The sequence below is a fragment of the Polyangiaceae bacterium genome, assembly GCA_020633205.1.
Lineage (GTDB): Bacteria > Myxococcota_A > Polyangia > Polyangiales > Polyangiaceae > JAHBVY01.
Window position 1 is genome coordinate 218,631 of sequence record JACKEB010000013.1, and the last position, 25,176, is coordinate 243,806.

18 protein-coding genes are annotated in these 25,176 nt (G+C 64.1%); 7 read left to right on the plus strand and 11 right to left on the minus strand.

The genetic code is table 11. The annotated features are described in order from the left end of the window. The first annotated feature begins 159 nt into the window (after positions 1-159). Positions 160-1,386 (plus strand): metallophosphoesterase, encoded by a 1,227-nt coding sequence (locus H6718_17250; protein MCB9587149.1) that lies wholly within the window; start codon positions 160-162, stop codon positions 1,384-1,386. Then, positions 1,387-1,959 carry a tRNA-(ms[2]io[6]A)-hydroxylase gene (locus H6718_17255; GenBank protein ID MCB9587150.1) on the plus strand — a complete coding sequence of 191 codons (573 nt, stop codon included), beginning with the start codon at positions 1,387-1,389 and terminating at the stop codon, positions 1,957-1,959. It abuts the gene before it with no gap. Here the strand turns inward: H6718_17255 and H6718_17260 are convergent. The 3 genes from H6718_17260 to H6718_17270 form a co-directional block, all read right to left on the minus strand. Next, positions 1,953-2,744, minus strand: a complete 792-nt coding sequence (locus H6718_17260) for a hypothetical protein (protein ID MCB9587151.1) — start codon at positions 2,742-2,744, stop codon at positions 1,953-1,955. The genes H6718_17255 and H6718_17260 overlap by 7 nt on opposite strands. Before the next feature lie 238 nt (positions 2,745-2,982). Further along, a complete protein-coding gene (locus H6718_17265; protein MCB9587152.1) occupies positions 2,983-4,044 on the minus strand; it encodes a hypothetical protein in 1,062 nt (353 codons plus the stop codon). Between the two features lie 41 nt (positions 4,045-4,085). Continuing rightward, the gene (locus H6718_17270; GenBank protein MCB9587153.1) at positions 4,086-4,637 is read right to left on the minus strand and encodes a hypothetical protein; all 552 of its coding nucleotides are present in this window, start codon (positions 4,635-4,637) and stop codon (positions 4,086-4,088) included. Positions 4,638-4,762: 125 nt separating this feature from the next. Here H6718_17270 and H6718_17275 point away from each other — a divergent pair, with 125 nt between their 5' ends. The 3 genes from H6718_17275 (at position 4,763) to H6718_17285 (ending at position 11,287) form a co-directional block, all read left to right on the plus strand. Continuing rightward, positions 4,763-9,205, plus strand: a complete 4,443-nt coding sequence (locus tag H6718_17275) for a DEAD/DEAH box helicase (GenBank protein MCB9587154.1) — start codon at positions 4,763-4,765, stop codon at positions 9,203-9,205. A gap of 45 nt (positions 9,206-9,250) precedes the next feature. Continuing rightward, a complete protein-coding gene (locus H6718_17280; protein MCB9587155.1) occupies positions 9,251-10,186 on the plus strand; it encodes a MerR family transcriptional regulator in 936 nt (311 codons plus the stop codon). A gap of 249 nt (positions 10,187-10,435) precedes the next feature. Continuing rightward, complete coding sequence (locus H6718_17285; protein ID MCB9587156.1) at positions 10,436-11,287, plus strand: sigma-70 family RNA polymerase sigma factor; 852 nt, start codon at positions 10,436-10,438, stop codon at positions 11,285-11,287. Between the two features lie 115 nt (positions 11,288-11,402). Here the strand turns inward: H6718_17285 and H6718_17290 are convergent, their stop codons facing one another. Next, the gene (locus H6718_17290) at positions 11,403-13,094 is read right to left on the minus strand and encodes a serine/threonine protein phosphatase (protein ID MCB9587157.1); all 1,692 of its coding nucleotides are present in this window, start codon (positions 13,092-13,094) and stop codon (positions 11,403-11,405) included. 293 nt (positions 13,095-13,387) lie between these two features. On the opposite strand from H6718_17290, the gene H6718_17295 reads away from it, so the two are divergent. Further along, the gene (locus tag H6718_17295) at positions 13,388-14,968 is read left to right on the plus strand and encodes a DUF2254 domain-containing protein (protein MCB9587158.1); all 1,581 of its coding nucleotides are present in this window, start codon (positions 13,388-13,390) and stop codon (positions 14,966-14,968) included. A 16-nt stretch (positions 14,969-14,984) separates the two neighbouring features. Here H6718_17295 and H6718_17300 read toward each other — a convergent pair whose 3' ends face one another. The 3 genes from H6718_17300 to H6718_17310 all read right to left on the minus strand — a co-directional run bounded on the left by H6718_17300 (position 14,985) and on the right by H6718_17310 (position 18,503). Next, positions 14,985-15,983, minus strand: coding sequence for an LLM class F420-dependent oxidoreductase (locus H6718_17300; GenBank protein MCB9587159.1), 999 nt, complete (start codon positions 15,981-15,983; stop codon positions 14,985-14,987). 118 nt (positions 15,984-16,101) lie between these two features. Beyond that, a complete protein-coding gene (locus tag H6718_17305; protein ID MCB9587160.1) occupies positions 16,102-17,328 on the minus strand; it encodes a HupE/UreJ family protein in 1,227 nt (408 codons plus the stop codon). A 47-nt stretch (positions 17,329-17,375) separates the two neighbouring features. Beyond that, positions 17,376-18,503, minus strand: coding sequence for a citrate synthase (locus H6718_17310; protein MCB9587161.1), 1,128 nt, complete (start codon positions 18,501-18,503; stop codon positions 17,376-17,378). Between the two features lie 77 nt (positions 18,504-18,580). On the opposite strand from H6718_17310, the gene H6718_17315 reads away from it, so the two are divergent. Then, positions 18,581-19,861: a helix-turn-helix domain-containing protein gene (locus tag H6718_17315; protein MCB9587162.1), complete on the plus strand. Its 1,281-nt coding sequence runs from the start codon at positions 18,581-18,583 to the stop codon at positions 19,859-19,861. Here H6718_17315 and H6718_17320 read toward each other — a convergent pair. The 4 genes from H6718_17320 to H6718_17335 form a co-directional block, all read right to left on the minus strand. Continuing rightward, positions 19,836-20,498 carry an HAD-IA family hydrolase gene (locus tag H6718_17320; GenBank protein MCB9587163.1) on the minus strand — a complete coding sequence of 221 codons (663 nt, stop codon included), beginning with the start codon at positions 20,496-20,498 and terminating at the stop codon, positions 19,836-19,838. The two genes, H6718_17315 and H6718_17320, sit on opposite strands and share 26 nt — an antisense overlap. Before the next feature lie 167 nt (positions 20,499-20,665). Then, the gene (locus H6718_17325) at positions 20,666-21,682 is read right to left on the minus strand and encodes a hypothetical protein (GenBank protein ID MCB9587164.1); all 1,017 of its coding nucleotides are present in this window, start codon (positions 21,680-21,682) and stop codon (positions 20,666-20,668) included. A 35-nt stretch (positions 21,683-21,717) separates the two neighbouring features. Further along, positions 21,718-22,710 (minus strand): PEGA domain-containing protein, encoded by a 993-nt coding sequence (locus tag H6718_17330; GenBank protein MCB9587165.1) that lies wholly within the window; start codon positions 22,708-22,710, stop codon positions 21,718-21,720. Positions 22,711-22,922: 212 nt separating this feature from the next. Further along, on the minus strand, positions 22,923-24,395 hold the full coding sequence (locus H6718_17335; protein ID MCB9587166.1) for a serine/threonine protein kinase: 1,473 nt from the start codon (positions 24,393-24,395) through the stop codon (positions 22,923-22,925). Positions 24,396-25,176 lie beyond the last annotated feature (781 nt).

Below are 25,176 nucleotides of genomic sequence, written 5' to 3' on the forward strand. Positions count from 1 at the left end.
GCGAGCGTCCGGAACCCAACGTTTCCAGCGATTGAGTCTCCCCTTGGACTTGCAATCGCGCCCGAATCGCCCCAGAAGCTTTAGCGTGGAGCGCTCCCCCTACTGGCTCTTCCTGTCGCCGCGCGCGTCTTCCGCGCGCTGCCTGCGGGTGCCTCGTCCATGACACTCAGCTTCGCCACGCTCTCGTGGGTTGGTTGGTTCGCCGTCGTGCTCAGCGCTTGGTGGCTGCGCTCTCGCCCCTACGCCATTTTCCGTGGGGTAGTGATTGGCCTTCACAACCTGATGGCCATCTCCATCTATTCGCGCCTGCCGGACCTACCTGCGCTTCAGTATTTGTTCGTCTACCTCCACACGATGGTGTTCGTGCAGGCGGTGCTACTGATCTGGCCGCGCTTGATGCCCTTCGGCTATCGCTTGCTCGTGAGTTTGCCGGCGTCGTGGTTCGCGGCGAGCACGCTGTTCACATTCCCTTGGGCGATCACCAATGCTCTCGGTTGGAGCGTGCCCGGAGCCTGGGTGCCGTACTTGATCGGTATGTTCGGTTTGGCTCAGTCGCTGCGCACCCGGGAGACTGAGGTGCACATTCGGGCCGGACGCTTCGGCGAAGCGGTGTCCAAGGAAGACGCCGAGCACTCCGAACTACGACGTATCCGGGTGGAAAATAAGGCGCCGGGCAGTCGACCGCTGCGCATCGTACAGATCACTGATCCTCACCTCGGCCCTTTCATGAGTGTGGAGCGCTTGCGGCACATCGCTGAGCGCGCTGTGGCGCGCCAGCCGGATTTGGTGCTGCTCACGGGCGATTTCTTGACGATGGAGTCCCAGGCAGATCCCGGGCTCTTGGCCGCTGCGCTGGAGCCGCTTCTGGCGATGCCGGGGCGGGTCTTTGCTTGTCGGGGCAACCACGATCTCGAGGCGCCAGGCACGGTTGCCCGCGCCCTCCAGCACGCCGGCGTGGAGCTTCTGATCGACGAAGCGCGTGTGGTGGAGACCGAGCTCGGGCCGGTGCAGATCCTCGGTATCGATTTCGCATTTCGTGGGCGGAAGGAGCGCATGCAGGTGACGTGTGAGGCGCACCCCAGGGTCGCCGGCGCGCTGCGTGTGGTGCTGCTCCACGATCCTGGCGCCTTCATTCACCTCCCGCCGGGTGACGCGGATTTGGTGTTGTCAGGGCACACCCACGGCGGGCAAGTGGGGCTACTCAGCTTTGGCTTGCCCCACACCATGGTCACGCTGTTCAGCCGCGTGCCGGATCATGGTCTATGGGCACGAGGACTGGACCGTCTGTACGTGCACCGCGGCACGGGTCACTACGGATTTCCCCTGCGCCTCGGCGTGCCCTCGGAGGAGAGCGTGCTGTGCGTGCATCCCCCTGAGGCAAGCTAGTTGTTCGACCTGCGTCGGGCCTCGCGCCCTGAGTGGCTCAGCACGGTCCTGGGGGACCTGAATAGTTTCCTCGTGGATCACGCGGCCTGCGAGCGAAAGGCGTCGGCGCTCGGCATGAGCTTCGTGGTGCGCTACCCAGATCGCCACGAGATGCTCGACGAGCTGATCGCCTTCTCCCGGGAAGAGCTCGAACACTTCCACATCATGTATCGCGTCCTGCGCGATCGCGGCCTCACCTTCGCCAACGACTACCAGGATGAATACGTCGGTGCCTTGCGCAGGCTCGTGCGCACGGGGCGCGAGGAGCGGTTGCTCGACATGCTGGTGCTGGCAGGGGTCGTTGAGGCGCGCGGCTGTGAGCGCATGGGGCTGGTGCGAGACGCGTTGCCTGACGGAGAGCTCCAGCGCGTCTACGAAGAGCTGACGCGTGCGGAGGCGCGCCACCACGGACTGTTCTTCCGTTTGGCGCGCCTCTATTTTTCGGAGGCCCAGATAAGCGAGCGCTCGGAGTACTTCCTGGACCAGGAAGTGCGCATCATCGAAGCTCAGCCGCTCCTGCCGCGACTTCACTGACTCATGCAGTAGTCGTAGTGCTGCCAGCAGACATCCGGGGAGTCGGGGACGTAGCGCAAGCAGTCGTTGAGTTCCGCTTCACACTGATCCACCGGGGCAGGTGCCGGCGGATTGCAGGCGTCGAGTAAGGGCTCGCACACCTCGGGGGGCGCACCGTCGGCAAGGCAAAGCTCGAACTCTTGCTCACACGGAACTGGCTCGCAGCCACCGCCGCTCCCGGCGTACCCACCGTATCCTCCAGGATCACACGGCGCGCCGCCAACGCCAGCGCCGCCGCCCCAGCCTGGATCTCCCCCGGCGCTCCCGCCGGTACCGCAGCCGGTTCCGGCGTAGCCGCCATATCCTCCGGGATCACCACAGCCTCCGCCCCAACCTGGGTCACTACCGCCTGTTCCGTAGCCGCCCGAGCCGCCCCAGCCGGGATCGCTTCCGCCTGTTCCGTAGCCACCCGAACCGCCCCAGCCGGGATCGCTTCCGCCTGTTCCGTAGCCACCCGAGCCGCCCCAGCCGGGATCGCTTCCGCCTGTTCCGTAGCCACCCGAACCGCCCCAACCGGGATCCCCGGCGTCACCTCCGCTGCACTCGCCGCCTGCAGGCGCGCCGCCCGTCGCGTAGCCTCCGCCCGTTGAGTAGCCTCCGGCCCCAGCGGTCCCAGGCATGCCTCCGGTCGCGTAGCCGCCACCGGATCCCGCTTCGGCGGCCTGGCCGGCTCCGCCAGTGTCTTCGTCGACCTGATTGCAACCAACGGCACACAGCAGCATCACACCCATGGCAACTCGTCGCATACACCTCTCCTGTAGCTTCGCTAGCGAAGCATTCGCGTTGGACACGTATTAGTTGTTACCGCGCGGCAAAGCGCGGGGTTCGCAAACCATCCCATCCCGCGCGCACCGAGTGCGGCGACGGGTTTTCAAAGCATGTGGCTAGCAGCGGACCAAAGTGATCAACCGGAATTGCTCACTTTTTCAAAGCCCCTGAAAGTGACGGACGGAACCCGACAAAAACCGCTGGTTCTGCGATGGATCAGTGAACCCGGGCTTCTACACCGGCGTACAGCGCAACCTCATCGTCGTCCCAGCGCAATGCCAGGACGTCCCGCGTATCGGCGCTGCCGGCGACCTCGGAGGACGAGGTCGTCAGGATCCACTGCACGCCAGGCAGGGCCGCGCGCAGGGCCGGCAGGAGACGCGCCTGAGTGCCTCGGTCCTGGTGCAAATCGACATCGTCGATGCATACGACGCCTTCGCTGACTCGAGGATCACTACCGGTGTACGCGGCCCAGAGCGCTCGCGTTGGCAGCGCGGCGAACGCCACCAGGTGGCGCGCCTGATTGGGCAGTGAGTCGAAGCTCAAGCGTTGCCCAGTGGGCGACGAGAACATCGGCTCGAAGCTGAGCGGATCGAGACCGTGATACATGTGTCCCGTCAGGCTCACCAACGTGTTCACGGCAGTGCGCATCGCTGCGCCGAGAATTTCGAGCTTCGGGACCGCCGCGCGTGAGCTACTCGAGCGTTGCAGCGCGGAACCAATCTCCGCGTAGGCGAGGGACTGCTTCGTCTCCCGAGAAAGATCGCTGCGGGTAGCGTCGTCCAAGCTGTGGGGCGTGCGCACGTCATAGCGGCCCACCCCACGAACAGGGGACGTCAGGACCAGTGGCTGGCGAGAGAACCAGCGAGTGCTGGCGAACGCGAGGAAGACGAAGCCGCGGTCTTTGGCGAGCTTGTCAAAGAGCGCTTGCTCACGTCGCCTGAGCAGCTCCGCTTCGGCGTCGAGGAGCACCGTGCCTCCAGGGGAGGCGATGCGCAACGCGTGGGGGCGCTCTGGATCGTCGTCGCCGAGCCGCCAGTCAGCATTCACCCATGGTAAATCGCCCTCCGAGCGTTGTGACGTGGTTGCGCTCTTCGGTTGCGCGATGGCATAGCCTGGCCGCGTGGAGCCGATGGCGTGGACGACGGTCGTCTTGCCTACTCCAGAGGCGCCGTAGAGCACCGTCAGCATGCGCGGTTCTCCGCCATCGTCCACGAACGGCAGGACGATGTCGCGAAAGGGTATCAGCCCCGCGATGCGCAGCCCGATCAGGTGCATTCCGAGCGAGTCTACCAGACCCAGCGAGCGCGCCGAATGCCCTACGCTAGTCGGAGTTTTCCGCTGAGTTTCAGTTCGACCCGGTCGGCCACCACCATCAGTCCCAGGGGTGCCTTCACCTTTGGCACCCCGAGCTTGCTGAGGGACGCTTCACCCCGTCCGTTGATCTCCAAGACGCCGTCTTTCGTGGTGGCGCTGACATTCACGCGCAAGGTTGTGCTCGCGCCCTCGACCTCCGCCAAGACCACGCTATCGGCGGAACGGCGCTCAGCCGTGAGCTTCATGCGAATGTGAGAACCGAACGCTTCCCGCAGCTTGTCTCGGCTCTTGTCCCCGATCTGACGCGCGTCCGAGTTGCTCAACTCTGCGGGGCGTCGGCTCTTGTTGCGATACAGGGCGTGGGCCACGAACGCCGCGACGGGGATTTCTACGCTGCCACTGAGTGACTCAGGGGCCTCTGGGTCCACGTCAGCGGACACGTTCAGCTCCCCACAGCGAATGCTGACGTCGTAGGCCATGCGCGCCCCGATCCCCTCGCTGAACGTGTCAACGACCAGCTCCAAATCCCCCGGTCCGGCTTCATAGTGCGGCATAGGGGCAACATTGCAGCGGCTCGCTCGCCGCCTCGCAAGGCCTTTTGCCAACGGGGTGTCAGGAGCCTCCCCCGACATCGGGTCCGCGGCTGGATCCACTGGCCCCAGAGCGCCATGCTGCTGCCATGAGCCGCCCAGCGCCGCCTTCCGCTGCTCGCAGCCGATCCCTCGAGCAGTTTCATCCAGCGGTGCGCGCCTGGTTCAGCCGTGCGCTGGGTGAGCCGAGCGCGCCGCAGCGCGCGGGCTGGCCTCTGATTGCTTCACGAGAGCACACACTCATCGCAGCTCCCACGGGTTCCGGTAAGACCCTGGCAGCCTTCCTCTCGGCATTGAACGAGCTGATCGAGCTGGGGCTCGAGTCGCAGCTCGAAGAGCGCTGCTATGTGCTCTACGTCTCGCCGTTGAAAGCGCTGAGCAACGACGTTGAGAAGAACTTGCAAGTTCCCCTGGAGGGGATCCGTGAGGAACTAAAAGCCCAAGGGCTGCCCGACGTGGCCTTACGTGTCAGTGTGCGTACCGGCGACACCGCGTCGAGCGAGCGGGCTCGTATGCTGAAGAAGCCGCCGCATGTGCTGGTGACGACCCCGGAGTCGCTCTACATCCTGCTCACGAGTCGCGGTGGTCGCGAGCTGCTCAAAGGCGTACGCACGCTGATCGTCGACGAGATCCACGCCCTGGTGCGCGACAAACGCGGAAGTCACTTGGCCCTCAGCATCGAGCGCCTCGAAGCACTCGCCCCAGGCTTCGTGCGCGTCGGGTTGTCAGCCACGCAGAAGCCCATCGAACGCGTCGCGGATTTTTTGGGGGGAGAGGAGAGCCGCGGCCGCCCCCGAGCAGTTCATATCGTGGATACCGGGCACAAGCGGCACCTGGACCTGGCGATCGAGGTGCCTCCGAGTCCCCTCGAGGCCGTGATGGCGGGGGAGGTCTGGGAAGAGATCTACGATCGCGTCGCAGAGCTGATTCGAGAGCACAAGACGACGCTCGTCTTCGTCAATACGCGGCGGGTCGCCGAACGGGTGACTCGACACCTCGCGACGCGCCTGGGCGAAGAGAAGGTGACCTCTCACCACGGGTCACTCTCTCGCGAACAGCGTTTTCGCGCGGAACAGCGGCTCAAGTCGGGAGAGCTAGCGGCGCTGGTTGCGACCGCGAGCCTCGAGCTCGGCATTGACGTGGGCGCGGTGGAACTCGTGTGTCAGCTGGGGTCGACCCGTAGCATCGCGACGTTGCTCCAGCGTGTCGGCCGCGCAGGGCATAGCCTGGGCGGAGTGCCGAAGGGCCGTGTTTTTCCGCTGTCGCGGGATGAGCTGGTCGAGCAAGTAGCGCTGCTTCACGCGTTCGAGCGTGGCGAGCTCGACCAGGTGCAGATCCCCGAGGCGCCGCTGGATATCCTCGCCCAACAGCTGGTTGCCGCGGTGGCGGCAGAAGAAGAGTGGCAGAGCGATGCGTTGTTCGACCTGGTGCGCCGCGCCCATCCCTACCGGGAGCTCTCGCGGGAGGTCTTCGATGGCATCTTGGAGATGCTCGCTGATGGGTTCACCACCCGGCGCGGGCGTCGTGGCGCCCACCTGCACTACGACCGAGTCGGTGAGCTGCTCAAGCCGCGACGTGGCGCGCGCCTGACGGCGATGACCAATGGCGGCGCGATCCCCGACACCTTTGACTATGAAGTCGTTGCCGACCCGGGCGGATACTTCGTGGGTACGATCAACGAGGACTTCGCCATCGAGAGCATGGCTGGGGATATTTTCCAGCTGGGAAATGCTTCTTGGCGCATCATCAAGGTCGAGCCAGGCAGAGTGCGCGTCGAAGACGCGCGAGGGTTGCCCCCGAGCATTCCTTTCTGGCTCGGCGAGGCACCGGCACGCACCGACGAGCTCTCCGTGGCCGTCAGTCGACTTCGCAGCGAGGTGGATGAGGCCCTAAGCGCCGTGCCTGCTCCGCCGACCAGCGCAGAGTTGGACGCCCTGGCGGAGCACTACACGAGCGCTGGCGTCCCGAAAGCCGCCGCGAGCCAGTTCATCGAGTACCTGGCGGCGGCGCAACAGGCCCTCGGTTGTCTACCCACCCAAGACACGCTCGTGCTGGAGCGCTTCTTCGATGAGAGCGGTGGGATGCAGCTCGTGCTCCATGCACCGTTCGGCGGACGCGTGAATCGGGCCTGGGGGCTGAGTCTGCGCAAGCGCTTCTGTCAGCGCTTCAACTTCGAGCTCCAGGCTGCGGCGACCGAGGACGCGCTCATCCTCTCCCTGGGCCCGACCCACTCGTTTCCGCTCGAAGAGGTGTTCCGCTACCTGCACCCGAACACGGTGCGTCCACTGCTGATTCAGGCGTTGCTCGTCGCGCCGATGTTCGAAACCCGCTGGCGCTGGAATGCCACGCGCTCCCTCGCGATATCGCGTTTCCGTGGGGGAACTCGGGTCCCGCCGCGCCTGCAGCGCATGAACGCTGCTGACCTGCTGACGCTGGTCTTCCCTGACCAGGTCGCTTGCCAAGAAAACCTGGAGGGACCGCGTGAGGTTCCAGAACACCCCCTGGTCCAGCAGACCGTGAACGACTGTCTAGTCGAGGCCATGGATGTGACCGCGTTCGAGAGCGTGCTGGCCGCCGTCGTCGGCGGAGAAAAGCGGCTCGTTGCTCGGGACCTGACCGAGCCGTCGCCGCTTTCGCTCGAGATCTTGAGTGCCCGGCCCTACGCCTTTCTTGACGATGCACCCCTCGAGGAGCGCCGCACCCAAGCTGTTTCCGCGCGGCGTTGGTTGTCACCTTCCCAGGCCAGCGAGCTTGGCGCGTTGGATCCCGAGGCGATTGTTCGCGTGCAAGAGGAGGCCTGGCCCACGGTGCGCGACCAGGACGAACTCGCGGACGCCCTGCAGGTTTTGGGCGTGATCAGCACAGAGAGGGCGAACGCCCTTGGCTGGCGTGCAGGCCTCGAGCAACTGGCTCAGGGGGGGCGCGTCACGCTACTCACCACGAAGGCTGGGCGAGGCGTTTGGGTCGCCATCGAGCGCTTGGTGGAGCTGCGCCAAGTCTACACCGGAGCGTCTGAGGCGCCCACGGTAACGATCCCGGCGAAGCTCGTGCCTCAATTGCTCCTTGGCCCGGAGGAAGTGTTGGTCGAGTTGGTGCGCGGGCAGGTGGAGTGTCGTGGGCCGATCCGCGCGGCACAGCTCGCGGACGAACTGGCCTTGCCCGCGGATAGCGTCGAGCTCGCGCTGGTCACCTTGGAGACCGAGGGCTTCGTCCTGCGTGGGTCGTTCAGCGCGCGCGTCGGGTCGCGCAGTTCAGCGTCCGCTGAGGCTACGGAGTGGTGCGAGCGCGGACTCCTCGCGCGCATTCATCGCTACACCCTCGCGCGCTTGCGCAGCGAAATCGAGCCGGTGCAGCAAACGGATTTCATGCGCTTCTTGTTGCGCTGGCAACGGGTGGAGCCGGGGCATCAAGGTTCCGGCCCGGACGCTCTGGCTCAGGTGCTCGATCAGCTGGAGGGCTTTGAGGCGCCAGCTGCGGCGTGGGAGCAGGAGATCCTCCCTGCACGGATCGCTGACTACGACCCTGCGTGGCTCGATCTGCTTTGTCTCTCGGGACGCGTCACCTGGCTGCGGCGAACGCCGCCTCAGTCGACGAGCTCCCGGCGCGGCAAGCCCGCCCCCGTGCGCGCCACCCCCATTGCGCTCGTGAGTCGCACCAACCTCTCGGTGTGGTGCGTCCGCGGCGAGCCCGGTGGCGATGAGCTCCCCGAGCTTTCTCCCGCCGCGGCGCGGGTTCGGCAGGTGCTGAGCGCGGCGGGCGCCTGCTTCTTCATGGATCTAATGGGTCGGAGTGGTCTCCTGCGAACTCAGGTCGAAGAAGGGCTAGCTGAGCTGGTCGCGCTTGGCTTGGCCAACAGCGACAGCTTCGCCGGTCTCCGCGCGCTGATCGTGCCCACTGCCCAGCGCGGTCAGCTTCATCGTCGTCACGGGCGCCGCGCTGGGCAGGGCATGGAACTCGGTGGTCGCTGGTCGCTCTTCGACGCCCCCGATGCGGACAACGCGGCTGCGGACACTGATGCCGCGTGGAATCAAACCGAGCAGGTCGCGCGCCGCCTCCTGGTACGCTGGGGTGTCGTGTTTCGCAAGCTGGCAGAGCGCGAAGCCGGTCTGCCACCCTGGCGGGATCTGGTGCGAGTGCTGCGGCGCTTGGAAGCTCGAGGTGAGATCCGCGGCGGACGCTTCGTGGCAGGGTTCTCTGGGGAGCAGTACGCGTTGCCCGAGGCGGTTAGCCAGCTCCGCGCCCTGCGTCGTGAGGTCAGCGAGCCCACGCTGGTCTCTATCAGCGCCGCTGACCCGCTCAACCTGCGGGGACTGACGGTCGCTGGAGAGCGAGTACCTGCACTTCTCACTAACCGCTTGTGTTTCCGCGCTGGAGAGATCGTTGGCACGAAACAGGGGCGAGCGATTCAAGTCCTCGAAGAAGAGCAGAGCTGGATCATCCGGCAAACCCTGGTGCGAACCGGCGCCCTCGCCAGTAAATCCGCCGATGCGCGCTTGGGCTGGAGGGGCAACCGCTCCCAGTCCACGCACTGACCATTGACTACGGGTCGGGTTGGTTCGACACACCAGTTCGGGAGTATGACTCAGCAGCCTGACAGCCAAGCCCCGCTGCAATCCGAGTATTCGATCGGAGTGACGTCTCGCCTGACCGGCATCACGCCGGACAAGCTACGGATTTGGGAGCGCAGGTACGGCTTCCCGGTGCCCAGCCGCACGCCGAGTGGTGCACGGGTCTACTCGGACGCCGACGTGGCGAGGCTCATCTTGATCCGGCGCGCCATGGACGCTGGAGCCCGCGCTGGTGAGGCGGTGCAGATGAGCGAAGGCGAGCTCAAGGCACTCCTTCAACGCAGCGCTGGCGGTTCTCGGGCGAGTGTCTCGCGCCTGCCGCCCCCGGAACTCGATACGGTGATTTCCCGCCTCAAGCAGGAGGACGTGGACTTTCTACGGGACGCTCTGGCCGACGCCGCCGATGGCCTCGGCGCCGAGCGTTTCGCCACGGAATATGCCGCCCCTCTGATCGCGCGCGTAGGCGCCTTGTGGGAGGCAGGGGCGCTCGCGGTGCGTCACGAGCATCTGTTTAGCCAACAGCTGACCTCACGCTGCCGACAGCTGTTGTTCGACACCGAGAACGATAGCGGTCCGGTGCTGTTGCTTGCGACGCTGCCCGACGAACAGCACGGACTTGGGCTGGAGCTGGTCAGCCTGGTCGCCGCCGCGCGTGGAGTTCGGCCGCGCATCGTCGGGGTGAACACCCCAGTCGAAGACATCATCGAGGCTGCGGCGGGCATGCGCGCTCATGCCGTGGGGCTCTCCGTGGCCCTCGGCTATGACCTAGAGCGAGCGAAGTCAGCCATTCAGGTGCTGCTCGATCGCCTTCCACGCTTCAGCGCGCTCTGGGTCGGTGGTGCCGAAGCCCCAGCGTTGCGCTTCGAGGACTCGCGCTACGCCGTGGTTACCGACTGGAAGTCGCTGACGTCGTTGCTTGACGTGCTCCGTCTCCAGCACGGCTAGTGTCCTGTCTCCGGAGTTCGCAGAACGCCGGTCGGAGGGTTTGTCCATGGTTTGTCCAGGGCTGGAAACCGTTGCGTCATCGCGGTGGTGAAGAATTCTGTGTGAAATCAGGTATTTGAACGTGTTCCGCTGCGTTGGACAGATGCTAGACAAATCTTGGACAAAATCAGACAAATGACATTGACAAACTTTTGTCTTGGACAATGATCAGGGGGCGCAACGCACCGCGCATCGCCAGGAGCCTGCCCCATGTTTCGAGACCCCGTTGTCAGTCGCTATGACGCCCTCGCCACCTCATTCCCAAGCCTGTCGCGCGAAGACGAACTCGAGCTCGCTTGGGCTTGGAAGAACGACCGCGACCCACGGGCGCGGGAGCGCCTAGTTGGTTCTCAGCTGCGCGCCGTGACCGCCATCGCGCGGAAGCTGCGGGCGTACGGCGTGCCCCTTGCGGATCTCATGGCCGAGGGCAATGTGGGTCTGCTGCAAGCGTTGGACAAATTCGAGCCGGAGCTAGGCTACCGCTTCGGCACCTACGCGGCGTTCTGGATTCGCGCCCGAATGATCAACCACGTGCTCGCGACTTGGAGCATCGTGCAGACGCGCAGCGGCGTGATGCGCAGCCGCATGTTCTTCAAGCTGCGTCGGGAGCGTTCGCGCCTGCAGGCGAAGCTCGGCGACCCGGAACTCGTCAAGCAAGAGCTGGCCAAGCAGTTCGACCTCAGCGACGACGCGGTGCAGGCCATGTTGCAGCGCCTCGACGCGGGCGATGTCTCCTTGGATCGTAGCGTTCGCGAGGACGCCTCGCCGATGGTCGAGCAGATGGAGGCAGACGCCGAGAGTCAGGAGTCCACGCTGATGCGGGAGCAGCGGCAGCGACTGGTTCGCGAGGTCGTGGAGCGCGCTTTGAAAGATCTGGACGCTCGGGAGCGTCGCATCGTCCGCGAACGACTGATGGCTGAAGACGGAGAGGCCTTGAGCCTGGCCGAGCTTGGACGGCGCATGGGCATCAGCCGAGAGCGCGCTCGCCAGCTCGAGAGCCGCGCCCGCAAGAAGCTCGCTGAGTCGCTCAGCAGTCAAGCGGCCCATGTCGCCGCAGCCTGACGCGGAGTACCTGGCGACTCTCTTGGTTGGGGGTGAGGACCTGCGATTGGCCTCACCCCAAAATTCGTATGTGGCGTTCGATCAGGTATCCGCGTCTCGAGTGGGGACGCAGCGTTCAACCCATACGATGTTCGATCTCTGGTTCCGCTTGGAAAAAGCGATTGCGATCAGGATCGTTAAAGGCCTGGTAGTCGATGAGCCACGGCGTGATTTCGCTGGCGCCGTTCTTTAGACGAAGCGTCATCGCCTTTGGGGTCACCGAGCGATAGCTGCTCTCCCTCGGCAGATCATGGTTGTCGTGTCCGCCAGCGGAGAAGAGCGAGATCAAGAGCTGGTTCTCGTCGTCGTAGATGCGCTTGAACCCTTCGTCGAACTTCTCATGTCCGCGAACCAGCGTGTGGCAGCCCATGCGCTGCAGGAACGCCTGTGACTGCAAGCGACCGAAGGGGAACCGCGCCGACTGTTCTTGCAGTGATGCCGGGATGACGTCAGCGCTCGATGGATCGCTCCACATCATCTGAAAGCGTATATCCCACTCGTTGAGACTCGAGAGGTCTGTGTACTTCTCTTTGAGCAGTAGATCCCGAGGGATGCCGCCGTGCACGAACAGGAAGCGGTCGAAGAACAGCATGTTCGGCATCGCATCGAACAGCTTCATGTAGTGCTGGAACACCTCCGCCGGGACGTGCGGCTTCAGCGTGTTGATTGCCTCTGCGGGCTTCACCCCTCCGTACACCTTGCCTTGGTGCTCGAAGTAGTACTCGTGGTTGCCGCGAAGCACGTAGACGTGCTCGGGCGCCGTAGAAAACACCTGCAATACGGAGCGCAGCACGCCCTGATAGCTGAACATGCCACGATCGATGTAGTCACCCAGCAACACCAGGATGGGGTAGGTGGAATTGTCCGGATCCGCGCGGTAATGCCCCACCTTCGTGAAGAAGTCGGACTGCATCAGCACGCCCTTCAGGCAGCTGTAACAACCGTGCAAGTCACCGACCACCGTGAGCTCGTAGTCGACGTTCTGCTTGGCCGGGTGGATGTACACATGGGAGTCGAGGAATGGATCCTGACCCGAAAACTCCTGGACCTGCTTCTTTCCCGTCAGCTTGCCGGAGCCCCGCGCGCGTTGGTCTTCGAAGAGGCCGATCACCCGGTCGAGCAGCTCGCGATCGGCTTTGATTTGTTTCAGTAGCTTGCCGGGGTCCTTGCTGTAGTGGTGCTCGAACTGCTCGAAGAAGGGGTGATTGTCCTGTGCCAGCTCGAGCTTCTTCGTTTCTCCGATGCTGACCTGGATGCGGTTGTCCTCGTCATCCAGCAGCTCGACCTCGAGGTCTTCCTCGAGCAAGTGGGCCAGTTCCCCGCGGAACTTAAGCTCGGCTGGGTGGACCTGGCCATCCGCGTGGATGAGCTCATCGATGGTGTCCATCAGCTGTTCTTGGTTCTTCTCGTCGAATGACTTGAAGATCTCGAAGCAGCGGAGCTTCAGCTTCGAGTGGACGAACTGATCTTGGTTCTCGCCGTCGGCCACTGCCTCGGTGAAGAGTTCCTTCACCTGACGGTCGATGCCCTCAAAAACCTCGTGGAAATGCTTGGTGTACTTCCCGATGAGCTCGCCACGCAGCTTCGCGTCGTCCTTGGCCACGGCGCCGTCCACACGGTGCTCCACCAACTTCTTGATGTAGTCGCGTACGAACGTCTTCTCCGCGTCATCGAAGTCGCCGTCGATGTAACCGAAGGTCGTCAGGTAGAAGATCACCGCGCGCATCTGGCGTTCTGCGGTGGGTCCGTCTTGACTGAAGGTGAGCATGGTCTCGAAGAATATTCGGGGTGAAGGGAGGCGAGCAAACGTCAAATGCTGGCGCCACCACGTCGCTGCGAGGGATGTCTGAGGCAAGGCTGGTCAGGAGCGCAGATGCGCGGCGGCTAGCGGTCCTGCTGGCTGGGTTGTCGGGTAGAAGTCACGCCGGTTGCTGGGGAGTCCGCCGCCGAAAGCGCGAGAAACGGCGGCAATCGCGCGTGGAATCAAGCGCCCCGCGTTTCCTACATCGCGGCTCGATTCACTCCGCGCGCGTTCTCGAGTGTACTAGAGTGCGGGGTCCGATGAAGTCGCAGGTATCGCACGCGCGGACTTGGGTGCTGCAGATCGCCGTATTGGGCGGCCTGGCGCTCCTGGTGTTCTGGGGCTTCTATGCGTGGGACGTTGCGAGGGCGGCCAAACCGAGCGCCCTGGACAACTACCTGAAGTTCGATCCCGGGAGCATCACCGACGCCGTTTCGTCGCTGGCAGGGATGATCCTCGCCGTCTTCGGTATCGTGATCACGGTCGTTTCCATCATCGTGCAGCTCTCCGCCGAGCGCTACACCGGCGTGGCGAGGATGTTCTTGAGGGACCGCGTGAACCTGTCCGTGATGGCGTACTACGTCGTCGCGTGCGTCTGCGGCGTTTGCTTGAGTCTCGCGCTGCACCAGGACTTCGTGCCAGTGGTCACGCTGGCCGTGATGCTGATTGCTACGGCCTTCGGTCTCGTGCTGATGGCGCCCTATTTCAGCTACGTGTTCTGGTTCCTCGAGCCGATGAACATCATCGCGCGCATTCGTCGTGACGCCGTGAACACCATCGTACGGGGTAGCGCGCAGACGGATCCTGAGCGCGCGGCACAGGGGCAGGTGGGAGCCCTGGCGGCGATGGAAGAGCTCACCGATCTCACGAGCAACTCTATCAGCGGCAAAGACAAGATCATCGCTAGCGGCGCAGTGGACGCGATCAAAGACTTCACCCTGGAGTACCTGTCGAAGAAGTCCTCCGCGTCACCCATCTGGTTCAAGATTGGTCCCGGTATCCGCGAGAATCCCGACTTCGTCGCGATGGATCCCGAGAGCCTCGCGGATCTGGAGGAGCGCCGCACTTGGGTCGAGTGGAAGGCGATGCGCCAGTACTTCGGGATCTACAACGAGGCCCTCGGCTCGATGCGCGACATCAACTACCTGATCGCCATCGACACTCGTTACATCGGGGAAGCGGCGGGTGCGGCGAAGGATGAGGAGCTGATGACCCTCGTCTTCCGCTACATGAACTCGTACATGCGCGCGACGCTGAACGCTCGCGACGTGCGGACGGCTTACAACGTCCTGAACCAGTACCGGCTGTTGATTGAGGCTCTGATCTCCCAGGGCAACGGGGAGCAAGCGCTGGCCGGCGTGAAGCACATGAACTACTACGGTCACGTCAGCTTCGACATGAAGCTAACGTTCGTCACCGAGACCGTTGCGTACGACGTTTCCGCGCTGATTCAGCATGCGCACACCTGTAAGTGTCCGCAGGAGCGAGAGATGCTCGCAGAGTTCCTCGAACTCGACCGCCAGGTGCGCGTTCGCTCGCAGGAGAAGGCGCTGCTCGGCGTGCGCAAGGCCCAGGTCAAGCTCGCCGCGTACTATCTCCATCAGCAAGAGATCGAGAAGGCGCGCACCATCGCCGACGACATGGCGGAGGAGCCCCGAGAGCGCCTGATCACGATTCGCGCCCAGCTAGAAGGCGTCACGACCAAGGACTTCTGGGAGATCATCGACCGCGGCCGCAACTTCGAGTTCATGCCCGCGCCCCAGCGTGAGCAAATGGAAGTCTTCTTCGACTGGCTCCACGTCGAGAAGTCAGACCCGGCGTCGTCCCCGACTCCTGGCTGATAGCCGCTCAAAGGGTCTATAGTACTTCTTCCGCGAGGAAGCGGAGCGTGTCGACGTCGCGGGTGGTGACATTCAGCGTGGTCACGGGACTTGCTTTCCACTGAGCGAGCCGCTGCTTCATGTGTTCGCGCGGGCCAACCAGAGCGATCTCGTCGGCCAGGTCGTCGGGCACGGCAGCCATGGCTTCAAAACGCTTGTCCGCCATGAAGAGCTCCTGGATCTCCTCGGCGGCGTCGGCGAAGCCGAGGCGCCCGAGCAGATTCTTGTGGAAGTTGTCGTCCTTTGACCCCATGCCGCCGATGTAGAAGGCGAGGATGCCCTTGACCCGCATCAACCCTTCCTCGACTGTTTCCGTGGGAAAGCACATCACGGTGGCTGCAATCTCGAAGTCCGGGCCGCGGTGCTGTAGGCTGTCCTCGAAGCGATCGAAGCGGGTGGGGGACATGAAGAGCGGGAGCCAGCCGTCGGCGATGCGCGTTGTCTGCTCGATGTTCTTCGGCCCTTCTGCGCCGATGAAGACTGGGATGTGCTTGCGCAGCGGCCTGATGATGCTCTTGAGTGGCTTGCCCTGACCGGTACCCCCGGGGAACGGCAGCTGGTAGTGGCGCCCCTCGAACTCGACGGGAGCCTCCCGTGCGACCATGGCGCGGAAAAGCTGCATCCACTCGCGGGTGCGCTCGAGCGGTCGTGGAAAGGCCTGCCCGTACCAACCTTCCACCACTTGAGGGCCGGATGCGCCGATGCCCAGAATCAGTCTGCCCCCGGAGAGGTGATCGATGGTGAGCGCCGTCATCGCAGCGCATGCAGGAGTCCGCGCGGAAAGCTGCATGATGGCAGTGCCGAGCTTGATCTTCTGGGTTCGGGCACCGATCCAGCACAATGGAGAAAAGCAGTCGGAGCCGTACGCTTCAGCCGTCCAGACCGAGTCGTAGCCAAGGCGTTCGGCCTCCAGCACGAGCTCCGTCGGGTCCCAAGGGTCGGGCATCCAGTAGCCCAGCGTCAGTCCGAGTTTCATGCCGTCATCATGGCCGACGGGGCGCGTCGACTCCACCTCGCTTTGGCTGCGGAACGAAGACTCAGAGGATGACTCTAACCTCGGTTTGTGAAGACCCGGAGTAGCGAGAGTGGGCGGCTCAGAAAGGCATGATGTTCAGGTCGAAGACGCGCTCGAACAGCCACAAAGCGCCGAGCGCGCCGATCAACGCGCTGGAGACTCTCACCAACAGGAGTTCGTGCTCTGGCTTCTTGTGCAAGAAGCGCACGAGCGGATAGAGCGGCGCGACCAACGCAAGCTGTCCGAGCTCGACGCCAAGGTTGAAGCCAAACAGCGCACCGAGCAGCCCACGAGTTGGAAGCCCGAGCTCTGTCAATACGCTTGCGAAACCGAACCCGTGCACCAGACCAAAGCCAAACGTCACGAAGTGGCGCTTGGGGACGGAGGGTAGTGTGGTCGTTGCGTCTGTTTCCGTGTGGCTTGAACCGTCCCCGCGGAGGTTGCGGCCGAAGCGCCGGTAGTTGTCCCACGCGACGAACACGATGCTGGCGGCGATCAGCGACTCCACCAAGCGCGATGCGACGCTGACCGTGCCGGTCGCGCCGAGCGCCAGGGTGATGCTGTGAGCGAGCGTGAAAGAGGTCACGACGAGCGCGAGCTCCTTCATGCGTCGTACGACGACCACCAGGCCAATCACGAACAGGATGTGGTCGTAGCCGAATAGGATGTGCTTGATGCCTTCCCGGACCCAGCCAAGAAACGAAGTATCGTTCTGGGGCGGCGCCCCTGCCTTTGGCTGTGAGGTGAGCGGCGCGGCGCTGTGCGCCTTTCCTCCTGGCAGATCCGGAGCCGCGCCAGCGTCGAACTCGAAGTGCTGGCTCTCTGGCAAAAACACGTGATGGATGGGCGTCGTCCCCAGTACGAACTTCCCGACCACGCGGTGTCCGCCCGTATCTTCCATGAAGATCGAGTTGTCGATGCTCAGGGTCGCGAGGCGTGTCGAAGGCGAGGCCGGCGGGCAGACGTAGCTGCGGTGCACCAGCACGCGGCGCCCTGCGGTGAGCTCGATAGTCGTTTCCCCGGGGGAGCACAGTTCGCCGGCGTTCTTGAAGCTGAGCTTCTTGTCCAGGTAGTGGGATAACCGGGCCTTGTTCTCGTCGAGCTCTCGAGCCTCGAGCTCCCCGTTGTCGTTCGTATCGTAGGCCTGAACGTCGAGCAGGGTGCGCACGTCGAGGTCGAGCACTGCACGTAGCTCCTGTTGCCCCACGTCGACGCTGAGCACGCTCATCGCGAACTGATGCGCGCCGGCGCTGCTTACATAGAAGCAAACGCTCAGAGACAGGCAGAGCAATAGAAGGCGGCGCACGTGGCCGCGTAGTGTTCTCCCTCCCCCCCAAATTGCCAAGCGCTCGCTCAGGCTTGGGCGAACTCGGGACGCCGATAAATCGAAGACGGGCGGATTAACCGCCCCGTCCGCTTTTGTTCCATTACATGCGCGCACCAGCCGATCACGCGGCTAGCAGCAAACGTCGGCGTGAAGTCCTCTACCGGGATGTGCAGCGCATTGAGCAGCACCGCCGTGTAGAACTCGACGTTCGCCGAGAGCGGGCGCTCGGGGTGACGCGCGTTCAAGAGCAACGTTGCTTCCTGCTCCACGCTTTGCGCAAGCTTGAGTCCGTCGCTAGCGTTCGAGGAGGCGAGCAAGCGAACCGCCGCCTCGAGGACTTCGGCCCGAGGATCGCGTACGCGATACACGCGGTGTCCCATGCCCATGATGCGTTCACCGCGAGCGAGCGTTGCCTCGAGCCAGGGTCGAGCGCGCTCAGGCGTCGAGATGGCGTGCAGCATCTCCAGGACCGGACCTGGCGCGCCACCATGCAGGGGCCCCTTGAGGGCACCAAGCGCTGCGGTTACTGCGCTCACGAGATCGCTGCCTGTGGATGCGACGACACGTGCGGTGAAGGTCGATGCGTTCATTCCGTGGTCGACGACGGCGGCCCAGTAGCGTTGCAGCGCGGCATTCTCTTCCGGCGTTGCGGCGCTGCCGCGGAGCATGCGCAGGTAGTCCTCTGCGTGGCCGAGCGATGGATCTGGCTCGATCAACTTCAAGCCGCGGCGTTTCCGGGAGGTGTGAGCTGCAAACACGGCGACCGCTGCAGTAATCGCGACCGCGTTTTGCTGGTCATCTCCTCCTGGTGTTAGGTGAGCCACGCTCGCGCGCAGGGCGTCCATCGAGGCTGGCTGGCCAAGTGCGTCGCCAAGTCGACGCACGCGCTCGTGCGCTAGTCGCCGCGCCTGCCCGAGTGCGGGGCGCACGGCTGCATGGTGACTCCCACTCCCAACCCGCCAGAGCAGGTCCGCGATCTCCTCGATGGCCATGCTCCGGGCTAGGTCCTCTACGCTGTGGCCAGCGATCTCCAGCCGCCCCGCTTGCCCGTCGACGTGACTCAGCTGAGTCTCCGCGACAACGATCCCCTCGAGCCCTACCACCGGCGCCGGCGCGACCGCGCCGAGTCGATCCCCTTCAACGATGTTTGCCATGGGGGAAGCATGGAGCGTGCAATACATTGATCAAGATTGATTGATGGATCAATGTATCGATCATGGTTGACCGACTGTTGACAGCCAGTGAAGCCGCCGCGCTCCTGGGCATACGCCTGCCTACGCTCTACGCGTACGCTAGCCGCGGAAAGCTACGCAGTGAGCGTGCCCCTGGCAGCGCGCGGGCGCGCATGTATCCAGAGTCAGAGGTGAGGAGGCTGTTGCGTGCCACTCAAGCTCGTTCCGGACATGCAGCTGCCGCCGAGGGCGCTCTGAACTGGGGGCAACCGGTGCTCTCATCGAGCATCACCGAGATCAGCGAAGCCGGACCTTGTTACCGTGGGGTAGCGTTCAGCGAATTGATCGAGCAGCAGGTGCCGTACGAAGCCGCCTGCGAGTTGCTTTGGTACGGGGATTGGGGGGAGAGGGAGCGCTGGAGCGAGCTGAAGCTACCTCGGGCGTCGGCGCTCGGCCCATGGCTCAAGCGGATCCGTCAGGTGCCAGAGCTCGGCTCCCTTGAGGCCTTGCAGCTACTCGTTCCGTGGATCGCCCTCGACGACCCTACGAGTCATGGTGCGACCGCAGAGGCGGAGCGCTCCCGCGGCCGCAAACTCATCAGCCTGCTCGCTGCCTGCCTCGGTCCCGCGGTAGCCGGAAGCGGACTTGCCGCGCCGCTCGAGTCGCAACCGATAGCGAGTCGCGTCGTGCGGGGGATCTTGGGAGCGCCTGGTCGACGATTTGCGGCGCAGGTCGAGCTGCTGAACGCTGTCTTGATTGCGTGTCTGGATCACGAGCTCAACGCGTCCACGTTCTGCGCACGGGTCGCGGCGAGCGCTGGAGCCAACCTCTACGCGAGCATCAGCGCCGGGCTCGGTGCGCTGTCTGGCCCCCGACATGGGAGGGCGTGTGACCGCGTAGAGGCGTTGGTTCTAGAGGTGGAGCGTCCCAGTCGGGCGCGGAGTTTGGTTGATGAGCGTGCGCGTCGCGGTGAACAGCTCCCCGGGTTCGGACACCCATTGTATCCGCACGGAGACCCTAGAGGTCGTCTGCTGTTGGAGCTTGCGTCTCGTCACGCCAAGAGCCGCGCGTTGACCGCGCTGAACGCCTTGGCGCAGGCGATGGTGGATACGGGGCGGCCGGGACCGACGCTCGACGCTGGTTTAGTGGGTGTTAGCCTTGCGTTGGGGTTGCCTCGAGGCGCTGCTGCCGGTCTATTCGCTCTGGGGCGCGCGGGGGGTTGGGTCGCTCATGTGCTCGAACAACGAGAGCAACCGGAGCTCCTCCGACCAAGGGCGCGCTACGTGGGCGCGCCCGGCCGCGCTGCGCTGCCGGTTAGAGACCCAGGCGCTCCGGGCTGAGCTCGTCATAGCCGGCGACGATTGCAGTCGCCTTCCCGAACTTCGCTGGGCCGAGCTCGGGGTCGGGCATCGCGATGACTTGCATCCCCGCAGCCAGCGCGGCGTCCACACCTGCTGGCGAGTCTTCCAGCACGACACAGTCAACCGGCTCTACGCCCAATTTCTGTGCGGCAAAGAGAAAAATGTCGGGTGCAGGCTTGAGTTTCTCTACACCCTGGTCATCCCCGCAGATCAGGTGATCGAATAGAGAGAACCAGGGGTGGCGCTGGAGCTTCAGGTCGGTCAACGCACGCTCGGCACTGGTCGCGACCGCCATCCTGACGTTTCGCTGCTTGAGCTGTGCCGCGAAAGCTGACGCTCCCGGCTTTTCTTCCACGGTGGGGAACAGTCGTTCCAGATGCGGTCGCCGTCGCGCGAGCATCTCGGTGCCATTGAATGGCAGCTGCAACGTCTCCACCAGGTAGGCCGCGCCCTCGCGACTGTCCCGGCCGATCATGTTCGCCTTGATGCTCCAGTCGAAGTGCTTTCCGTACTCACTCACCACGGCCTGAATCGCGCGGGTGTATAGGATCTCCGTATCGAGAAGGATCCCGTCGAGGTCGAAAATCACGTGCTTGGCCGGACGCTGGAGAATCACCCTCCGACCCTAGCGAGAGCCACGCTTGGGTGCAAAGCCCCCGCGCCGTTGGACGGCAGGTGTCACGTGGCCGTCGCGTGCAGCGGTAGCTGCCGCTCAGAGGCAGGCGCTGTTCAACGACACTGCGCTGTTCGAAGCCACTGTGCCGTTCGAAGGCACTGCGCCGTTCAAAGACACTGCGCGAACGTCGCTTGGGTCGACGGGTGTTTGAATGATCGGCAACTTGAGAAGCCGAAGGCTGTGCAGTCAACGGGGAAGCGGACGCCGCCGTAGCACAGATTCATCGTGGTCCCATCGCAGCTCTCTTCGCAGGCAGCGGCTTGCTCTGGGGTGCAGCCAGCAGCGGCGCAGTACGTGCCGGTTGGATCGTCCGAGCACTGGAGGCCCACCGAGGTGCAGTCCAGCTGCAGGAGCGCGCCGCCAGTGCAGAGGTTCGCGGTATTCCCATTGCACGTCAGTCCGCTCGTGGCGCAGGTGTCGCTCGTCTTTAGGAAACAACCGGTTTGCCCGCCCTGGGTGCGGCACTCTGCTTGTACGGCGGAGCAAGCAGCTCCGATGCCCTCACCCCCGATGCAGGTGTAGTAGTTGTTGCCTGCACAACGCTCAGTTCCGTCGGGATCCGAACAGTCCGCAACCTTGCATCCTGCGGAGTCGTCTACGAAATCTCCGTTGGAGTCGTAGAGCACGCAGGTGCCACCTCGAGTGGAGCAGTCAACGAAGAAGTTGTTCCCGCAATCGTAGGCAACGTTGTTCTCGCAGCGAATGCCTGTCTGACCGTTGCACGCCTCCCCTGCGTAGCCGTAGCCAACGCAGGTCGCGACGTCGTCGCAGTTTTTCGCGGCGAGGGTGCAAGACGTCCCGAGGAACGCCGACTGATAGCTCCACGTGACGCAGTCACTGATCCGGATGCCCGGCAAGAGGGGTGAGCAGGAGTTTCGCAGGATGCAGGAGCGCACCACATCCCAGTTGGGTTGGCTGATGCCATCGCAGTCGGTGAAGCCTCCCGCTCCCGCGGTGCCACCAGCGCCAGCTCCGGAGGTGCCGCCTTGGCTTCCGCCCGAGCCGCCACTCGCGCCCGTGCCACCTTGGCCTGCACCTGCAGAGTCGTCGATTTCGTACCGGTCCAGCCCCAACACGTTGCTGCAGCCCGTGATGCCGAGGACTCCGATGAAGGAGCAGCTCACAAGCGCGCTGTATAATTGCCGCGCGGAAACGAACATCAGAATTCCCCCGCGAGCCCGAGGCTGGATACGCCCACGAATGCACCGACGCGAGGTCCCCGCGCCGCTCTTGGGGGCGCGCTCTGGTCAGTGCCATCGAAGAACCAAAGGTAACCCCCAATAGCGAGACCGACGACACCCACGGCGAAGCCAACGGTAGAAGCGATGGCGTAGGATTTGGTGTTGGCGAGGTCCGCGTCGGAAGTTCGGGGGCACTTGCCACCGGGGCAGTCTTCCGCCAACTGGGCTTCTTTCTGCGTGGCAATGATGCCGCACACGCCACCAACCAGTACCCCTGTTGCGCCGACCCCGAGTGCGATCCACGTCAGGGTAGGGTCATGCTGGCTCTGATCGGCGCCGGTATCTGGGTTGGTTGGGGGCATCACCGGCGGCGGCTCCGCTGGCTCAACTGGCTCGACCTTGAGCGTGAGCACGACCTCGCTGCGGTCACCCTCCTTCAGTCTGACAGCCTTCGCGGCGGGTAGGTAGCCGGGGGCCTCTGCTCTCACTTGATGCAGACCTGGATCCAGGCTGATTCCGTCGGTCTCTGACGGCGCGACGGCCTTGCCGTCGACCGAAACCGTTGCCGGGCTGTCGCCAAGCACCTCGACCTTGATCGTCAGCCGCGGCACGCGAGGTAGCGCAGAAGCGAGCAGCCCCTCTGCCTCATTTTGTGCGTCCACAAACGGCTTCGGAGCGTCTGCGGGGAGCTCGGTGTCCAGCACCTTGCGCAACACGGCGACCGCGGCTGTCAGTTCGCCTTCCTGAAGCTGACAGCGTGCCAGCGGCACCAAGATGGTTGGCGCCGCGTAAAGCTCGGCTGCTCGCTCCAACAAGCGAATCGCCTCCGAGCATTTCCCTGCGGATGCAAGCTTTACACCTTCGACACCCAGGGTGCGAGCCGCCGCCAGCTCAGACTCACTTGGTTCGGCCTGTGCGCTGTCAGGAGTACCGATCAGGGCGACGGCGATCGCGATGCTCGAGAACAGCACCGCTCCATGCCGCGTCCTAGTCCAGTCCCTCGTTCGCCCTCTCCCACCCTGCATGTTCTGACTCACTCTACACGTTGCCTGGGCCAGGCGCAGCAAAGCTGCCCCGGCTTGCAGTCGTGCGGTTAGCAAGCTTGTGGCCGCTTTTCGAGTGTGAATCGGCCGCCGACGCAGGTCACGCGGTCTCTGGCGTGGCCCCACGACCGGCGTGGGCTTCAAAAGCCGAGATCAGGCTCCGACGGCTTCTTCTGGAAACCTTTCCACGTGGGCGAAACCTTCGGCTTTTCCTTGCCGGCATCGCCAGTTGCCCCTGCGTCGGCCTCAGCTGCTTGCTCCGGGTTCGGCGCGCCCTGCACCTCGTCGGCAGTCGCGCTGATTTCAACGGGTGGTAGCCCCACGCTGGGCTGAGCTGCGGGCGCTGCCGTTTGCGCTGCTGCGGCCGTAGGCTCAGCAGCTGGAGCTGTGAGTGTTCGCACCAGCCACACGGCACCAAAGCCCAACAGCAATGCGACTACCGCACCAAAGCCAATCCACTTCGGACGCGGCAGCGCCCGCGATGCGGGCCCAACATCCATCACGCTCGACGTGCCGATGGTACCTAAGTACCGCGGGGCAACCGGGAGGGGAGGCGGTGGTGCGCTTCCCGGGCCGGGCGGCGCCGAAGGTGCGCCCGTCCCAAGGAGCGTGGCCAGGTCAGAGCGTGGTGGAGGCACCGAGCCGCTCAGGGTGCCGTGAACGATGCTGTTGCCCCCCGCGACGATGGTGTTGACGCTCCCAAGCGAGCCGCCCAAACCAGATGCTTCGAGCAGGGCCTCCGCGGCTTCATCCGCCGTTTGGTAGCGATCATCCGGATCTCGCGCGCAGCAGCGGTAAAACCAGATATCCAGTTCCTGGGGCAACCACTTCGCGGCGTCGTGCACCGACGGCAGGTCCTTCGTGCAAATCGACAGCAGCAAGTCGCCGAAAGCCTCGCCCTCAAAGGCCAAGCGCCCCGTAAGCATGTTGTAGACCACCATGCCCAACGAGTAGATATCCGCGCGGGAATCGACAGACTTTAGCCCACGCACCTGCTCGGGGCTCATGAACTGCGGTGTGCCGAGCACCGTGCCGGTGCGGGTCGTCGAGGTGTTCTGGTTGACGTCGGACACCTTCGCGATGCCAAAGTCGAGGACCTTCGCGACTTCTCCACCGTCGTCTTCCGAGTGCGCGAGGAAGATGTTCGCTGGCTTCAGATCGCGATGAACGATGCCCTGCTGATGCGCCAGGCTGAGGCCACGGGCGACCATCGCCGTGATGCGGACCACGTCCTCAAGCGGTACCGGACCGTGATCGAGGCGACGCTCCAGCGTTTCACCGCTCAGCATCTCCATCACGAGGTAAGGCAGTCCCTCTTCCGTCTCCCCGCTGTCGTAGACCTGGACGACGAAGCGAGACCGCAGCTTTGCGGCCGCAGTGGCTTCCACGCGGAACCGGTGCCTGGCCTCCCGTGACTGCGAGTACTCCTTGGCGATCAGCTTGATTGCAACGGTTTGATCGAGCGCTTCGTGATAGGCGGACCAAACCGTGCCCATGGCGCCGAGGCCAAGCACAGAGCCGAGGCGGAACTTGCCTGAAATGAGTTGTCCCGCCTCGCCCGAAATATCGGGCTGGTCCCTGCGGGTCAGATCGTCATCGCCAAGGCTGCTCACGGTCGTCTCTAGCTGCGGTTTGGTTGCGCGCGGCGCGTGGGCACCGCTCGGTTACTTGTTCGCGCCGTTCGGCGCGAATCGATCCTCAACGAGCCTTAGTGGGCCCAAGTCCTTCAGAGTGGGAACGCTTCTCCCTCTCCGTCGTGCTTCTCTTTGCCCCCCGATCCCCCGAACAAGCCATCACTTTGGCGCTGATCTGGGGAATTGAACAGGCGTTCCGGATGCCGACTCGCGCCGGTTCCTGTGGCGGATGAACCTTCCACCCTCTCGTAATGCAGACCCCGAACGGCCGGCGGAAGGGACCAGGTGCCTTGCCAGCGACGATTGGTCCTCTTGCGCGCGTCCTAGGTGCGCTTTGGTCGCGCTGGTTGCCTGTTCGCGCCCCTTGGGCGCGATTTCCCTGACTTCTGAAGTGCTGCAAGAAGCACATTGGGTCGCTCGCCACAAGTTTCCTGTATCGTCCCCAAGGCCGGATTCGGCCGCCCGCTCTGAAATGCTTTAATCTTCAACAGTTGGCCGTCGGACACCGATCGAAGAAAAGGCGGCCCGCTGCCCGAATCACTCCAGGCAGCGCAGGCTAGGCGAGAAGGTGCGCGCATTACCTACCCCGATTCCGCTGAGAGTGCAGTCGCAGTGGTCATCTTCGCCGTTGCTCACGTGATCCGATGCACCAACGCAATCGTAGCTCGGCGGCGCGTGCTCGGCGCTGCTGAGCGCCTCGCTTGGCGACGATCGGGCCGTCCCAGCCGTCGCCTCGTGGAAGCGCCTTCGAGCTCGAATT

Coding starts and splice junctions, on each gene's coding strand:
- H6718_17260 (MCB9587151.1), bottom strand. CDS start 2,744: ATGCGACGAGTTGCCATGGGTGTGATGCTGCTGTGTGCCGTTGGTTGC.
- H6718_17295 (MCB9587158.1), top strand. CDS start 13,388: ATGAAGTCGCAGGTATCGCACGCGCGGACTTGGGTGCTGCAGATCGCC.
- H6718_17310 (MCB9587161.1), bottom strand. CDS start 18,503: ATGGCAAACATCGTTGAAGGGGATCGACTCGGCGCGGTCGCGCCGGCG.
- H6718_17265 (MCB9587152.1), bottom strand. CDS start 4,044: ATGCACCTGATCGGGCTGCGCATCGCGGGGCTGATACCCTTTCGCGAC.
- H6718_17290 (MCB9587157.1), bottom strand. CDS start 13,094: ATGCTCACCTTCAGTCAAGACGGACCCACCGCAGAACGCCAGATGCGC.
- H6718_17280 (MCB9587155.1), top strand. CDS start 9,251: ATGACTCAGCAGCCTGACAGCCAAGCCCCGCTGCAATCCGAGTATTCG.
- H6718_17250 (MCB9587149.1), top strand. CDS start 160: ATGACACTCAGCTTCGCCACGCTCTCGTGGGTTGGTTGGTTCGCCGTC.
- H6718_17300 (MCB9587159.1), bottom strand. CDS start 15,983: ATGAAACTCGGACTGACGCTGGGCTACTGGATGCCCGACCCTTGGGAC.
- H6718_17270 (MCB9587153.1), bottom strand. CDS start 4,637: ATGCCGCACTATGAAGCCGGACCGGGGGATTTGGAGCTGGTCGTTGAC.
- H6718_17285 (MCB9587156.1), top strand. CDS start 10,436: ATGTTTCGAGACCCCGTTGTCAGTCGCTATGACGCCCTCGCCACCTCA.
- H6718_17275 (MCB9587154.1), top strand. CDS start 4,763: ATGAGCCGCCCAGCGCCGCCTTCCGCTGCTCGCAGCCGATCCCTCGAG.